Genomic DNA, 14,153 nt, shown 5'->3' with positions numbered 1-14,153 from the left:
AGCTCCTGATTCGAGCAAGTCCGACTCGGACGACCACAAGTCGTAACACCGCAAACGAATGTTCTACAGTTCAATGAACGCGCGCCGCAAGGCGCGCGGTGTCTCCCCTTTTGTCCCGTTCATCCTGACACTGCCCTCGCTGGCGGTCGCCCAGGCCATGCCCTTCTTCCCGCCGGTGACTCCGAACGCCGCCATCGAGCGCCGCCAGGAACAGCAGCAGGAGGCCGCGCGCGAGCGCGCCATGGCCCGCCCCGATGTGCTCACGGCTTCGCCCACGGAGCCTGCCAGTGCGGGACCGTTGATCCTGCCCGCCGAGTCGCCCTGCTTCCCGATCAAGACCGTGCGCTGGGAGAGCGCCAAGGATTTCGAATGGCTGCAGGCCGAGGCTGGCATCCTTCCTACCCAGTGCGTGGGCGGCAAGGGGCTGGAAGCAATCAAGGACTACTTCTCTGCACGCCTCGTCGCCCAGGGCTACGTGACCACCCGTGTGCTGATCCCCGAGCAGAACCTGTCCACCGGCACGCTGCGCCTGCGCGTGGTGGCCGGGCGCATTACCGGCATCAAGGCCGACGGCACGCCCGGCTGGTGGCGCACGGTGCTGCCGACCGGCCCCGGCGGAATGGTGAACCAGCGCGACCTCGACCAGGGCATGGAGAACATGCGCCGCCTGCAAGGCCAGGCCGATGCCAGCATCGACCTCGTGCCCGGTGAGACACCGGGCGCCACCGATGTCGTCATCAGGCCCGGCACCGGCAAGCGCTGGCACGCCCTCGTCACGGGGGACAACGCCGGACTGGAGAACACGGGCAAGTACCAGATGGGCGGTACGCTGACGGTGGATTCGCCGCTGTTCCTCTATGACAGCCTGACCGTCTCCGGCAACACCAACGCCAATGTCGGCAACGGCTCGGCCGGCACGCGTTCGTCAGCCATCAACTACAACATCCCGTTCGGCTACTGGAACGCCTTCTTCAACGCCAACCAGTCGCGCTACAAGCAGACCGTGGCGGGCTTCGACGGTGATCTCGTCTACGGCGGGCGCAACACGCAGATTGAGGCGGGGCTTGGCTACGTGCCGTTTCGCAACGCGTCGGGCAAAACCAGCCTTTACGGCAAGGTGTTCCGCAAATCCGCCAGCAGCAGCATTGATGGGCTGGACCTGGCCGTGCAGCACCGCGATTTCGTCGGCTTCGAACTGGGCGCCTCGCATCGTCAGTACTTCGGCAGCAGCATCTTCGATATAGGAGCGGCCTGGCGCCAGTCACTGCCAGACCATTCCAAGGCACCAGGCTTCGTGCTGAGCGATCCGAGCTGGGATGGCCGTTCGCAGATCCTGCTGGGCAATGTTGGACTCATTGTCCCCTTCCAGATGGCCGGGCAGCGACTGCGCTTTCAGGGCTCGGTACGCGGCCAATACGCGCCCACGCGTATCCTGCCGTCAGATTACTTCGTCATCGGCAACCGTTATTCGGTACGCGGCTTCGATGAACAGTTGACGCTGGCCGCCGAGAACGGCGTCACCATGCGCAACGACCTCGCCTGGCAGATCGGCAACACCGGCCAGGAGGCGTTCGTCGGCTTCGACATGGGACACGTCAGTGGCCCATCCGCCGCCTTCCTGGTAGGCCAAAGCCTCATGGGCGCCGTGATTGGGGCGCGCGGTCGCTGGCGCCTGGGCAGCCTGGCGGCGCTGTCATATGAGGTAACCGTCGGCACCCCCGTCAGGAAGCCGGACCACTTCCGCACGCACAGCACCAACATCGCGGCACAACTTGGATTGGAGTTCTGACAGCCAAGAAGTCACTGAAGTCCCTCGCGGGAATTGGCATGCTCGCCGCCGGGCTTATCATGCAAGCCTGCGGCCTCAAGGCGCCGACCTGGTCAGGTCGGCTTCGCCTGCCCCGCCGTCGCCGCACCAGGCTTGCGCAGCATCTTCTCGACCTCACCCGCATGCAGTTCCTCCAGCTGGATCAGCTGCCGCGCATACTCCTCCAGTGCGACGGAGCGGCCTTCGACCAGGCCCAGCAGTTCACGGTACAGCGCCAGGGCCTGCATCTCCGTCGCCAGCGATTCGCGCAGGATCGTGCCAATATCGGTAGTGTGGCTGTCCAGCAGTTCGCCGATGCCAAGCGATGGATAGGCGCCGAGGGTCGTGATCCATTCCCCCGCCTGGTGCGCATGCAGCAGCGACTCATTCGCCTGCTCGCGCAGCCACGACACGATGGGAATGCGGCCGAAGCCGAAGATCAGGAATGAGTAGTGCGTGTAGCGCACAACCCCGGCAAGCTCGGCCTCGAGTATCCGATTGAGCACGCCGACGACCTTGTCCTGTTCGAGTTCCGTCATGGCATTTTCTCCCTTAGGTAGGGTTCGACGGCAAGCCTTGCACCGTGGCCGGAGCGCTGCGCGCTCCCGTCGCTAGCGGTAGACGAGAACAGGGATCCGGCAGTGCGTGAGCACCTTCTGGGTTTCACTTCCCACCAGCAGGCCCTCCAGCCCCCTGCGGCCGTGCGACGCCATGAAGATCACGTCACACCCGTGCCTCGCGGCGGCATCGATGATGCCTCTGTACGGTATGTTTGTCGTCATATCCGTTTCGCAGGTCACGCCTGCCGCCTTGGCTGCTGCGACAACCTCCTGCAGCAGCGTGCTTGCCCGCTCGGCCTCGTGCTCCTCGAAGACCTTGCGCCTGGGATGGCCGGCATCGCCTGTCACCAGGTAGGGATACTCCTCCATGCACGTATAGACAGTCAGCCTGACGCCACCGGCTTTGACAAAACCGATAGCCGCCTCCATCGCCATTTTTGAAAGTTCTGAGCCGTCGGTGGCCAGCAAGATGTGCTTGAACACGATTACCCCTCCATACGCGGTTGTTCCCGGCGGAATGCGTCTGTCCGCCAGTCAAAGTTCAGTATGGACAATAATCCGTGTCCCGGCAGGGATGCTGCGACGGCACCGGGCCCGGCGCTTGCGCCTCGCCGCTTCGGGGGAACAGGTTCGCCGAAGCGGCGAGCACGATGCCGGTCAGCCTTACTGCATGTGCTGCCCGCCGTTAATCGCAATATTGGACCCGGTCACGTAGGCCGCATCCTCGGAGCACAGGTAGGCAATCAGCGCCGCGACTTCTTCCGGCTTGCCGACGCGGCCAACCGGAATCTGCGGCAGGATCTTGGTTTCCATGATTTCCTTGGGCACGGCGTTGACCATCTTGGTGGCAAGGTAGCCCGGCGAGACCGTGTTGACCGTCACGCCCTTTCTTGCCACTTCCAGCGCCAGCGACTTGGTGAAGCCGTGCATCCCGGCCTTGGCGGCGGCATAGTTGGTCTGGCCGAAGGCGCCCTTGGAGCCATTGACCGACGAGATGTTGATGATGCGGCCCCAGCCGCGTTCGACCATGCCCTCGCAAAGCGGCTTGGTGAGGTTGAATACCGAATCCAGGTTGGTCCGCATCACGGCATCCCAGTTCGGCTTGTCCATCTTCTTGAAGGCCATGTCGCGGGTAATGCCGGCGTTGTTCACCAGGATATCCACGCGGCCCACGTCAGCCAGGATCTGCGCCGCGCAAGCCTGGCACGCGTCGTAGTCGGATACGTCGACCTCGTAGGCACGCATCTCGCGGCCGGTGGCGGCGATCGCGGCCAGCCAGTCCTGCGCGTTGGCGTTGCCCGGCGAGTACGTCACGACCACGGCATAGCCAGCGTCGTGCAATTTGATGCTGATGGCTTCTCCCAGCCCACCCATGCCACCTGTTACCAGTGCGATTCTCTTCGTCATGCTGCGTGTGTCTTAGTCGTAAGGTTAAAAGGCCCGTGCCTTGCCGGAATGGGCCTCTCCCCCGATTGTTACTGGCAATTTCCCGTTGCCCTGGCGCGAAAAAAGCGCGGGCCAGCCGGACCGGATAATCCGGTCCGGCTTTGCAGATGTCTTCGGGAAGGTTGGCGTCGCGGTGCCGCAAGCCAGGGAACCTGACGTCCCCGGCCGGCAAAGCCCGCGATTTCTGTTCAGCGCGCTGGCATGGCCTGCATGGCCAGCGGTACGCCGTTACTGCTTGGAAGCGCGGGACGCTGCCTGCTGTGCCGCGCCGCTGGCGGCCGCGGCTGTCGTGGCAAAGTTGGCCTTGGCAACTTCGGCCGTCTGCTTTGCCGCGTTCTGGAAGGACTGATAGGTGCTGCTGGCAGTCGCCACGCTGGATTGCAGCAGCGCAGTGAGCGCTTCCGAGCCCGCCGGGGCGTTCTTCACGAAGGTGTCAACGAAGGCCTGCACATTGCGGTTGTGCTGCTCGTACTGGGCCTCGACCGCCTTGGACAGTTCCGCCTGCGTGTTCGACGCGATTTCGTACACATTGCGCGCATAGGCAACGGCCTTCTCCGCGGCAGGCTGACCCAGATTGCTCTGCACGGCGAGCACTTCACGCAGGTCCTTGCCGGCCAGCACCGCCTGGACATTTTCCTGGCCTTCGGCAAGCGTCGTCCTGGCTGCCTGCAGGTTCAGCTCGGTCAACTTCTGGAAGCCGTCAAAGGCCATGTTCGTCAGCGCGAACAGGTGATTCAGATTCGACTTCTGCACCGCAGCAAATTGATCGGGCGTAAAAGGTGACATGCGTATCTCCTTTGGATTGATCGCACGGATTGCCGCAGCAGTGCTGGCAATCCGGCAAGGTCAGGGTTTCCGGACTGGCAGCGCCGCCAATCCTGCAGCGCACCATCCGAGTACGAATCCTAGAGGGTTTCCTCTAACTTAATCCCTAGGTACAAACCCAAAAAGTATTAAAAATAGAACATCAAAAGTGACTTATGAGACATTAAATTTACATGTACTTACGTAGAAATGGTGCAATGCATAACAGATGTCAGGCAGGCTTAACTCGGCAGATCGGACTATCCCGTCAACCAGCGAAACATCGTTGCGGGCTGGAAACAGTACCTGTGCCGTCGACCGACGTGCAGACCGGGACGGGAACCTTGCGGGAACTGGCCGCCCCCGGCTGCGCCGCGCACCGGTGCGACGCGCTGCCGCAGTGGTGAAGCTGCCGGGTGGCGCCGAACACTGCTATATTGCTCGCCAAAACAGGCACCGCTCTCGTGGGTAAATCGCATCGCCGGCCATGGTTCGCCGGCCTTCTCCTCGTTGTCTTCCTGGCAGCTCAACTGGCAGCGGCGGCGTACGCCTGTACCGGCAGCCGCTACCAGATGGAGCACAACGACACGATGGCGGCGATGACCGGGTCCTGCGCCGATATGGCGGCCAGCGACGGTGACAAGGGTCTCGACCAGAGCGGACTTTGCCTCGCGCATTGCCAGGCCGATTCCAAGCACGCCGACCATGCTTCACCGCAGCTTCCGGCCTTCATGCCGGTGCTGATGCGCGTGATCGAGCCAACGCGCGTGGCCATGGCAGAGGTTCGCGTTGCGCTACGCACCGAGACAGAGCCGCGCGGCCCGCCACCGCTCAACATCCTTCACTGCAGTTTCCAGACCTAGCCTCCGGTCCGACGTCATCTCGTCCTGCCCGCTTCCATGCGGGCAGCAGTCGTCGTTCCTGGAGGCTTTATGTTTTTTCTACGTCACCTGACCGTGGCGCTGCTGAGCGCGCCCGTGGTCGGCCTGGCAGCGCCGCAAGAGGCGCCCGGGCAATCCGGCCCGTCCCTTTCCCTTGAGGAAACCGTCGCGATCGCGAGCGCCCATGCCGGCGATGCCGAATCGTCGCGCGGCGCGGTCGAAGCCGCCGGGCAATTGGCGGTCGCCGCCGGCCGTCTGCCCGACCCCGTACTCAAGCTCGGCATCAACAACGTGCCGGTCAATGGCCCGGACCAGTTTTCGCTGAGCCGGGATTTCATGACCATGCGCTCGATCTCCGTGATGCAGGAATTCACGCGCGCGGACAAGCGCCGCGCCAGGGCCGCGCGCTTCGAAGCCGAAGCCGCCGCTGCCGACGCGCAGCGCGCGGTGGGGCTGGCCGGCGTACAGCGCAATGCGGTCAATGCCTGGCTCGACCGATGGTATGCGGAGCAGGCCGGCGTTCTGCTCGGCCACCACGGCCATCCGCTTGAGCTGGCGCTGCAGGCAGCCACCGCGGCCTACCGCAGCGGGCGCGGCTCGCGCGCGGACGTGCTGGCGATGGAGCTGGAAATCCAGAAGCTGCACGACCGCGAGGACGAGAACCGCGCCGCGCTGGCAACCGCCACGCTGAACCTGGAGCGCTGGATCGGCGCCGCGGCCGGGCGCCCGCTGTCGGAGCGGCCGCCGCTTGAAGTGCCGCCAGGCGCCCGGCAACTGGCCAAGGGAGAGTTCGATGCCGTTCCCGAACTGTCGGCAGCGCAGCGCGACGTGGCGCTGGCCGAATCGGAGATCCAGGTGGCCACGGAAGCCCGCAAGCCGGACGTGACGGTCGAGCTGATGTACAGCCAGCGCGGCTCGGCCTACTCGAACATGGGGTCGCTCAATGTCAGCTTCCCGCTGCCGTGGGACCGGGGCAACCGCCAGGACCGCGAAATCAGTGCGCGGCTGGCGCAGGCCAACGACGCGCGGGCCAGGCTGGAAGTGGTCCGGCGCAACACCCAGGCCATGGTCGGCGCCAGGCTGGCCGAGCTGCAGCGCAACCTTGACCGGCTGCGGCGCTACGACGACAAGACCTTGCCGCTCGCCCGGGCGCAGGCGGATGCGGCGCTGACGGCTTACCGCGCCAACACGGGTTCGTTGCTGGCCGTCGCCGAAGCCAATCATCGCGCCATCGACACGGCCATGGAACGGCTGCTGCTTGAGGCAAAGACCGCGAAGCTGTGGGCGGACCTGAACTACCTGGTTCCGCTTCCTACCGCCCAGACCGAAGTCGCAGTGAAGGAGGCAAAATGAAGAAGCACGCCATGGCAGCAGCGGCCGGTCTGGCCATCGTCTGCCTCGCCCTCTACGGCGCATACCGCTTCGGGATCTCGCGCGGCGCGCAGGTTGCGCAACCGTCGAGCACGGTTCGCTCGGAATCCACCGCGCTCAAGGCCGGTGACATCGATCAGCAGACCGGCAAGAAGATCCTGTACTGGCACGATCCCATGGTGCCGGGCCAGCGCTTCGACAAGCCCGGCAAGTCGCCCTTCATGGACATGCAGCTGGTGCCGGTCTACGCGGACGGCGATGGCAGCGGGAGCGGCGTCACCGTCGACAGCCGCGTCGCGCAAAACCTCGGCATTCGCACGGCCGAGGCAAAGCCCGGACGGCTGGCCGCGATGCTGCAGGCGCCAGGCAATGTCGCCATCGACGAGCGCAGTGTGCAGATCATCCAGGCGCGTACCAATGCCTTTGTGCAGCAGGTTGGGGTCAGGGCAACGCTTGACCCGGTCCGGCGCGGCCAGGCGCTGGTCACCCTGTATTCGCCCGACTGGGTGGCGGCGCAAGAGGAATACCTCGCCGTATCGCGCATGCCGGGAAGCGAGCATCTGGGCGATCTGCGCGGTGCCGCCAGGGCGCGCATGCTGCAGGCCGGCATGACGCCGGGCCAGGTCAGTGCGGTCGAAAGATCCGGCAAGCTGCAGGCCAGTGTTGCCATCGCGAGCCCGGTCGATGGCCTCGTCACCGAGGTGGCGGTGCGCGAGGGCATGACCGTATCGCCGGGCGTGACCCTCTTCCGCCTGGCTGACCTCAGCCAGGTCTGGGTGATTGCCGAAGTGCCGGAGGGCCAGGCCGGCACCATCCGTCCCGGCATGGCGGCGACGGTGCTGCAGAGCGCCGCGCCCGGGCCCATTGCCGGCAAGGTCGACGCCATCCTTCCCGACGTCAACCCGGCGACACGCACCATCAAGGTCCGCATCGTCCTGCCCAACCCGGGCAGGCGCCTGCTGCCGGGCATGTTTGTCACGGTCAGCTTCGACAGCGGCGTACAGAGGGAAGCATTGCTGATCCCCTCGGAGTCGGTCATCCGCACGGGCCAGCGCAATATCGTCATGGTCGATGGCGGGCAGGCAGGGTTCGTTGCGACCGATATCAAGACCGGCCGCGAGGCCGACGGCATGGTGGAGGTGCTGGACGGGCTGGCGCCGGGGCAGAAGGTGGTCACGTCCGGCCAGTTCCTGATCGACTCGGAGGCCAGCCTGCGCGGTAGCGCGGATCGGATGACGGCAACGCCCACGGCGCCTGCTCCCGCCGCACCAGCCGCCGAGCATGAGGGCACCGGCCGCATCGAAGCCGTGAACGGCAGCGAGAGCCTGACCATCTCGCACGGCCCCATCCCCTCGGCACAGTGGGGCGCGATGACCATGGACTTTGCCGCGCCACCGGAGGGCCTGCCCAAGGGACTGAAGCCCGGCGACCGCATCCGCTTCCGCTTTCACCTGGACCGCGATGGCGCGGCCACGCTGTCGTCGGTCGAGCCCGCCGGCAACGCCCAGGGAGCCCGGCCATGATCGCGCGCCTCATCCTGGCTTCGATCCGCCACCGCTTCCTGGTCCTGCTGGCCACGGTGATGCTGACCGCATGGGGCCTGTGGGCGGTGCGGAGCACGCCGCTCGATGCCCTGCCCGACCTGTCCGATGTGCAGGTGATCATCCGCACGCCATTCCCCGGCCAGGCACCGCAGATCGTCGAGAACCAGGTCACGTATCCGCTGACCACCACCATGCTGTCCGTACCCGGCGCCAGGACAGTTCGGGGTTACTCCTTCTTCGGCGATTCCTTCGTCTACGTGCTGTTCGACGATGGCACCGACCTGTACTGGGCGCGCTCGCGGGTGCTGGAATACCTGAACCAGGTGCAGTCCCGCCTGCCCGCCGCGGCCAGGCCGGCGCTGGGGCCGGACGCCACCGGCGTTGGCTGGATCTACGAGTACGCGCTGGTGGACAAGACCGGCCAGCATGACCTCGGCCAGCTGCGTGCGCTGCAGGACTGGTTCCTGCGCTTCGAGCTGAAGTCCCTGCCCAATGTGGCCGAGGTCGCATCGCTGGGCGGCATGGTGAAGCAGTACCAGGTGGTGCTGATGCCGGACCGGATGCGCGCCTACAACCTGTCCCAGGGCAAGGTGCTGGCCGCACTCAAGGGCGCCAACCAGGAGGCCGGCGGGTCGGTGCTGGAAATGGGCGAAGCAGAGTATATGGTCCGCGCCAGCGGCTACCTGAAGACACTCGACGATTTCCGGCAGATCCCGCTGGCGACCAGCGATGCCGGCATTCCGGTGCGGCTGGGCGACATCGCCACCGTGCAGCTTGGCCCGGAGATGCGGCGCGGCATCGCCGAACTCGACGGCCAGGGCGAGGTCGCCGGCGGCGTGATCGTGATGCGCTCGGGCAAGAATGCGCTGGAAACCATCGAGGCGGTCAAGGCAAAGCTCGCCACGCTGCAGAAGAGCCTGCCGGCGGGCGTGCAGATCGTCACCACCTACGACCGCTCCGCCCTGATCAACCGGGCGGTGGAAAACCTGACGCACAAGCTGGCCGAGGAGTTCATCGTCGTCGCGCTGGTGTGCCTGCTGTTCCTGTTCCACCTGCGTTCCGCGCTGGTGGCCATCGTCTCGCTGCCGCTGGGCGTGCTGGCCGCCTTCCTGGTGATGCGCTACCAGGGCATCAACGCCAACATCATGTCGCTGGGCGGCATCGCCATTGCCATCGGCGCCATGGTCGATGCCGCGGTCGTCATGATCGAGAACGCGCACAAGCACCTGGAGCATTGGCATGCGGACCATCCCGGCCGCGAGCTGAGAGGGAACGAACGCTGGGGTGTGATCGGCCGGGCCGCCAGCGAGGTCGGGCCCGCGCTCTTCTTCTCGCTGCTGATCATCACGCTGTCGTTTATCCCGGTCTTTACGCTGGAGGCGCAGGAGGGCCGGCTGTTCTCGCCGCTGGCCTTTACCAAGACCTACTCCATGGCGGCGGCGGCGGGCCTGTCGGTGACGCTGGTGCCGGTGCTGATGGGCTACATGATCCGCGGCAGGATTCCTTCGGAGCAGTCCAACCCCTTGAACCGATGGCTGATCCGCGCCTATCGGCCGGTGCTGGCGCGGGTGCTGGCCTACCCCAAGACCACCCTCGCGATCGCCGCGCTGCTGCTGGCCGCGACGGCGTGGCCGGTGATGCGTACCGGCGCCGAATTCATGCCGCCGCTCGACGAGGGCGACCTGCTCTATATGCCGTCGGCCCTGCCGGGCCTTTCGGCCGGCAAGGCGACGCAACTGCTGCAACAGACCGACCGCCTCATCAAGACCGTGCCCGAGGTGGCGACCGTGTTCGGCAAGGCCGGCCGTGCCGATACCGCGACCGATCCGGCGCCCCTGGAGATGTTCGAAACCACTATCCAGTTCAAGCCGCGCGACCAGTGGCGTGCCGGCATGACCCCCGACAAGCTGGTGGAAGAGCTGGACCGTGTGGTCAGGGTGCCGGGCCTGTCCAACATCTGGGTGCCGCCGATCCGCAACCGCATCGACATGCTGGCCACCGGCATCAAGAGCCCGGTCGGCATCAAGGTGGCTGGCGCGGACCTGAAGGAGATCGATCGCCTGGCAACGCGCATCGAGGAAGCCGTCAGGACGGTGCCGGGGGTGACGTCTGCGCTGGCCGAGCGGCTGAGCGGCGGGCGCTATGTCGACATCGACATCGACCGCGTCGCTGCCGGCCGCTACGGGCTGAACGTGGCCGATGTGCAGAGCGTGGTGTCATCGGCCATCGGCGGCGACAATGTGGGTGAGGTGGTCGACGGGCTGGCGCGCTTCCCGATCAATGTCCGCTACCCGCGCGATTACCGCGACTCGGTGGAGCAATTGCGCAGCCTGCCCATCGTCACCGACCGGGGCCAGCAGATCGTGCTGTCCGACGTGGCGCGCATCCAGGTGGTGCAGGGGCCGCCGATGCTGCGCAGCGAAAACGGGCGGCTGTCGGGCTGGGTGTATGTCGACATTCGCGGGCGCGACCTGCGCTCAGCCGTCCGGGACATGCAGGCCGCTGTCGCGAAAGCGGTGCCGATTGCGGCCGGTTATTCGCTGAGCTGGTCTGGGCAGTTCGAATACCTGGAGCGGGCCGCTGCAAAGCTGAAGGTGGTGGTGCCGTTCACGCTGCTGATCATCTTCGTGCTGCTGTACCTGGTGTTCGGCCGTCTCGACGAAGCCCTGCTCATCATGGGCACGCTGCCGCTGGCGCTGATCGGCGGCTTCTGGCTGCTCTACCTGCTGGGCTACAACCTGTCGGTTGCCGGCGTGGTCGGTTTCATTGCGCTGGCAGGCGTGGCGGCGGAATTCGGCGTGATCATGCTGCTCTACCTGAAGCAGGCATGGGCCGCGCGCGAGATCCACGGCGACGCCAGCACGTCCGCGCTGCTTGAAGCCATCCAGGAAGGCGCGGTGCTGCGCGTGCGTCCCAAGGCAATGACCGTCGCCGTCATCCTTGCCGGCCTGGTGCCGATCATGTGGTCGCATGGCACCGGCTCCGAAGTCATGCAGCGCATTGCCGCGCCGATGGTGGGCGGCATGCTCACCGCGCCGTTACTTTCACTGTTCGTGGTGCCGGCGGTGTATTTGCTGATACGCAGGCGCCAGACCAGGCCTCAACCTGTTTCCACCCACCCCTCACTTCAGAAGGAACCGCAATGAAACTCATCAAGACACTCGCCCTCTTGCTTGCTTTCTCGACCACTCCAGCCGCCTTCGCTGCGGGCTCGATGGACGGCATGGACATGAAGCCGTCCGCACCCTCGCAGCAGGCGCCGCAACCCGTGGCGGCCGAGATCAGGAAGATCGATGCGCAGGCGGGCAAGGTCACGCTCAGGCACGGACCGATCACCAACCTCGGCATGGGTGCGATGACCATGGCGTTCCCCGTCAAGGATCGTGCATCGCTGAAGGATTTCAAGGAGGGCGAAGCGGTCTCCGTGACGTTCGACAATGTTGATGGCAAGCCTACCGTCGTGGAAATGCGGCGCAAGTAAGGCGGACCTTCGCGGCAGGTGATGGCGCGTTCGATGCGCAATCACCTGCCGGTCCGCAAGCGACGCGAGCGAGCAGGCAGCCCCGGCGGGTTGGACCGGGGCTGTCAGATTGCTTAGTGCAGTTGGCGCTTCAGATCGGCAAGTTCCGAATGCATCGAACTGACTGCATCCTTGACCTTTGCATCGAGACCGCCGGCCTGCTGGCAAGCGCGGTCTGCACGATCACCGATCCGTTCGAGATCATCGACCCACTGCCGGATCCGATCCTGATCCTTGGAGGACGCGACCTTCGATGCCGATTTGCACTCCTTGTCGAGTTCATCCACCCAGTTCATCAAGTCTTGTGGAATCCTCGCATCGGCATGACATGCCCGTGATGTCTCGCTGATGGTTTGCTGCAGATGACTAAAACGTTGCTGCATTTCACTGGTTTGCAACATGATGCCCCCTTCGTGAACATCAATCCACATGAATTCAGGCAGCAGATAATTGTGTGTTGCCTGTGCCATTGTCATTCGCCGCCTCAACCGGCTGCCAGTGACGTTGCATTGCGCAGTCTCGAAGCGCGCGAAGGGCACTTTTTCAGTCTAGGTCAAAATCGACTACGCGCTCTGATGTGATCCCCGGGGTTCCTGTTGCTAAGGCAGCTCGGCGACGAAAGATCTGCGGCGGCCGGACGGCGCGTCTTCTGCGCCTGGCGGGGATGGCGGTGTTCGTGGAGATTCTGGCATGCCGTGCAGCGCATGGCGGTCGGGTACGCCTGCAAGCGGGCGAACGGGATGTCCTGCAGGCAGTCGATACAGACGCCGGCACGGCAAATGTCACGTGTCCCATGCGAGACTCGCACGTATCACTGCCGTACCGGCGCCGCAGTCACGAATGCCTAGCGGTGGCTGGCAGCCAGCGCGACGATAGCGCCTGTGGTTGCCGCGATGGCGGCCACGGTACCCATGCTTTGCCACGGATGCTCATGAACGTAGCGATCGGTCGTTGTCGCCCACTCGGAGACCTTGGCGCGGCTATCTTCGCGCAGCGTAACGAGGCGCTCCTGCAGCGCGCGCTGCCGGGCCTTGAGTGCATGGCGCTCAAGGCTGGCCCCTACGCCGGTTTCAGCCTCGACATCATGAAGAAGTGCCTGCACGTCAGCCATCAGCGTATCGACGTCGCGGGCCAGTGCGTCCTTGCGCATAGAGAAATCGGATCGGATGTCGTTCATCTTGCCCTCCTGTCAGTGAAATCATCGCGGTGCGTCGCGCAGCACGATTGGCGCTGTGTCAAATATAGGATTGGGTTGACGGCCCGGCATGACAAAGAGCAAGCCATGACGAAGCGGCCTCGAAGGGGGCAGAGGACCGTGGAACCAACGCGGCGGAAGTATCGCCGCGCTTGCGCCCCGAAGGCCTCTTGTCGCCGAGGAGGGCTATCGCTTGCCCGTCTTCCGGACGTGCCGCGCGCCGTACATCCGGTCGGGGATCGGATCCTGGTGAAGGACAGGTGCCAGATACGGTACTGCGGACGCTGCCCGGCCCCGTCCCAGCGGGACTGTACGCGGCGCTGCGCATGCAGGGAGCGATGGCGCGGCACTGGATCACGGCTTTCGCGTCGCGTCGCCTTATCCGCTCCAAATATTTTCCTGAAACGACCTCAATTCGCACCGCGTCCCCTTCCTTGACGAACTGAGGAACGAGAACTTCCATGCCGTTCTCCAGCGTGGCAGTCTTGAAGGTTGAGGTTTCATGCTCGTGCAGCCCCGGCGGCGTGGACGTGACGGTTAACTCGACCGCAGGCGGAAACGCGATGGTGACTGGCTCGCCCTCATAAAGCTGCACCGGGATTCGCATATTGGGGTGAAGAAACTTCTGGTATGCGCCCATGGTTTCCGCAGGAAAACTGATCTGCTCGAAGGTGTCGGGATTCATGAAGAAAAAGGCGGCACCATCGGTGTACAGATATTCCATCTCCTGGTGATCGAGCGCGGCCTCTTCGAGCTTGTCGCTCGGGTGTAGCCGCAACTCCCTGATGTGACCAGTCTTAAGGTTCTTGAACCTGGCGAACACTGCGCTCCCCTGTTGGCCGCCGCCGGCGTGGTACCCGGCGCTGATAACGCTATGCAGTTCGCCCTCAAGCATGATGACCATGCCCGACTTCAGTCCGGAAGCTTCGACCATTGATGTCTCCACCTGGGTGGCAGGAATTCGCCTTCAGCCTAGCACCGCAGCGCCCCTTCATCACCCTGTTCCGCTGATCGGAGGGTCGGGG

General features: G+C 64.8%; 14 protein-coding genes. 6 read left to right on the top strand and 8 right to left on the bottom strand.

Annotation, left to right across the window (positions count from 1 at the left end):
• Window positions 1-58: 58 nt before the first annotated feature.
• Window positions 59-1,789: a ShlB/FhaC/HecB family hemolysin secretion/activation protein gene (locus ACZ5MJ_RS06905; RefSeq protein ID WP_464223090.1), complete on the top strand. Its 1,731-nt coding sequence runs from the start codon at window positions 59-61 to the stop codon at window positions 1,787-1,789.
• A gap of 92 nt (window positions 1,790-1,881) precedes the next feature.
• On the opposite strand, the gene ACZ5MJ_RS06900 is transcribed toward ACZ5MJ_RS06905, so the two are convergent.
• The 4 genes from ACZ5MJ_RS06900 to phaP3 all read right to left on the bottom strand — a co-directional run bounded on the left by ACZ5MJ_RS06900 (window position 1,882) and on the right by phaP3 (window position 4,599).
• A complete protein-coding gene (locus tag ACZ5MJ_RS06900) occupies window positions 1,882-2,346 on the bottom strand; it encodes a ferritin-like domain-containing protein (RefSeq protein ID WP_464223089.1) in 465 nt (154 codons plus the stop codon).
• A 72-nt stretch (window positions 2,347-2,418) separates the two neighbouring features.
• Window positions 2,419-2,850, bottom strand: a complete 432-nt coding sequence (locus ACZ5MJ_RS06895) for a universal stress protein (RefSeq protein ID WP_464223088.1) — start codon at window positions 2,848-2,850, stop codon at window positions 2,419-2,421.
• A 180-nt stretch (window positions 2,851-3,030) separates the two neighbouring features.
• Window positions 3,031-3,774 carry an acetoacetyl-CoA reductase gene (gene phbB, locus ACZ5MJ_RS06890; protein WP_464223086.1) on the bottom strand — a complete coding sequence of 248 codons (744 nt, stop codon included), beginning with the start codon at window positions 3,772-3,774 and terminating at the stop codon, window positions 3,031-3,033.
• A gap of 267 nt (window positions 3,775-4,041) precedes the next feature.
• A complete protein-coding gene (gene phaP3, locus ACZ5MJ_RS06885; protein WP_464223085.1) occupies window positions 4,042-4,599 on the bottom strand; it encodes a TIGR01841 family phasin PhaP3 in 558 nt (185 codons plus the stop codon).
• Between the two features lie 482 nt (window positions 4,600-5,081).
• Between phaP3 and ACZ5MJ_RS06880 the strand changes: the two genes are divergently transcribed.
• The 5 genes from ACZ5MJ_RS06880 (at window position 5,082) to ACZ5MJ_RS06860 (ending at window position 11,894) form a co-directional block, all read left to right on the top strand.
• Window positions 5,082-5,480, top strand: coding sequence for a hypothetical protein (locus ACZ5MJ_RS06880; RefSeq protein ID WP_464223670.1), 399 nt, complete (start codon window positions 5,082-5,084; stop codon window positions 5,478-5,480).
• A gap of 69 nt (window positions 5,481-5,549) precedes the next feature.
• On the top strand, window positions 5,550-6,851 hold the full coding sequence (locus ACZ5MJ_RS06875) for a TolC family protein (protein WP_464223084.1): 1,302 nt from the start codon (window positions 5,550-5,552) through the stop codon (window positions 6,849-6,851).
• Window positions 6,848-8,392: an efflux RND transporter periplasmic adaptor subunit gene (locus ACZ5MJ_RS06870; RefSeq protein ID WP_464223083.1), complete on the top strand. Its 1,545-nt coding sequence runs from the start codon at window positions 6,848-6,850 to the stop codon at window positions 8,390-8,392. Before ACZ5MJ_RS06875 ends, ACZ5MJ_RS06870 begins: the two co-directional genes overlap by 4 nt.
• Complete coding sequence (locus ACZ5MJ_RS06865; protein WP_464223082.1) at window positions 8,389-11,559, top strand: efflux RND transporter permease subunit; 3,171 nt, start codon at window positions 8,389-8,391, stop codon at window positions 11,557-11,559. Before ACZ5MJ_RS06870 ends, ACZ5MJ_RS06865 begins: the two co-directional genes overlap by 4 nt.
• The gene (locus ACZ5MJ_RS06860) at window positions 11,556-11,894 is read left to right on the top strand and encodes a copper-binding protein (RefSeq protein WP_464223081.1); all 339 of its coding nucleotides are present in this window, start codon (window positions 11,556-11,558) and stop codon (window positions 11,892-11,894) included. Before ACZ5MJ_RS06865 ends, ACZ5MJ_RS06860 begins: the two co-directional genes overlap by 4 nt.
• A gap of 113 nt (window positions 11,895-12,007) precedes the next feature.
• On the opposite strand, the gene ACZ5MJ_RS06855 is transcribed toward ACZ5MJ_RS06860, so the two are convergent.
• From ACZ5MJ_RS06855 to ACZ5MJ_RS06840, 4 genes are all read right to left on the bottom strand, one after another.
• Complete coding sequence (locus ACZ5MJ_RS06855; RefSeq protein WP_464223669.1) at window positions 12,008-12,334, bottom strand: hypothetical protein; 327 nt, start codon at window positions 12,332-12,334, stop codon at window positions 12,008-12,010.
• Window positions 12,335-12,486: 152 nt separating this feature from the next.
• Window positions 12,487-12,741 (bottom strand): TraR/DksA C4-type zinc finger protein, encoded by a 255-nt coding sequence (locus ACZ5MJ_RS06850; RefSeq protein ID WP_464223080.1) that lies wholly within the window; start codon window positions 12,739-12,741, stop codon window positions 12,487-12,489.
• A 36-nt stretch (window positions 12,742-12,777) separates the two neighbouring features.
• On the bottom strand, window positions 12,778-13,110 hold the full coding sequence (locus ACZ5MJ_RS06845; protein WP_464223079.1) for an ElaB/YgaM/YqjD family protein: 333 nt from the start codon (window positions 13,108-13,110) through the stop codon (window positions 12,778-12,780).
• 58 nt (window positions 13,111-13,168) lie between these two features.
• Entirely contained in the window at window positions 13,169-14,062 is an 894-nt protein-coding gene (locus ACZ5MJ_RS06840) for an elongation factor P (protein WP_464223077.1), read from the bottom strand.
• Between the last annotated feature and the right edge of the window lie 91 nt (window positions 14,063-14,153).

This window comes from Cupriavidus sp. LA-1, from assembly GCF_055385985.1.
The sequence above is the reverse complement of the archived record's forward strand: the minus strand, read 5'-3'. Positions and strand labels throughout refer to the sequence as shown.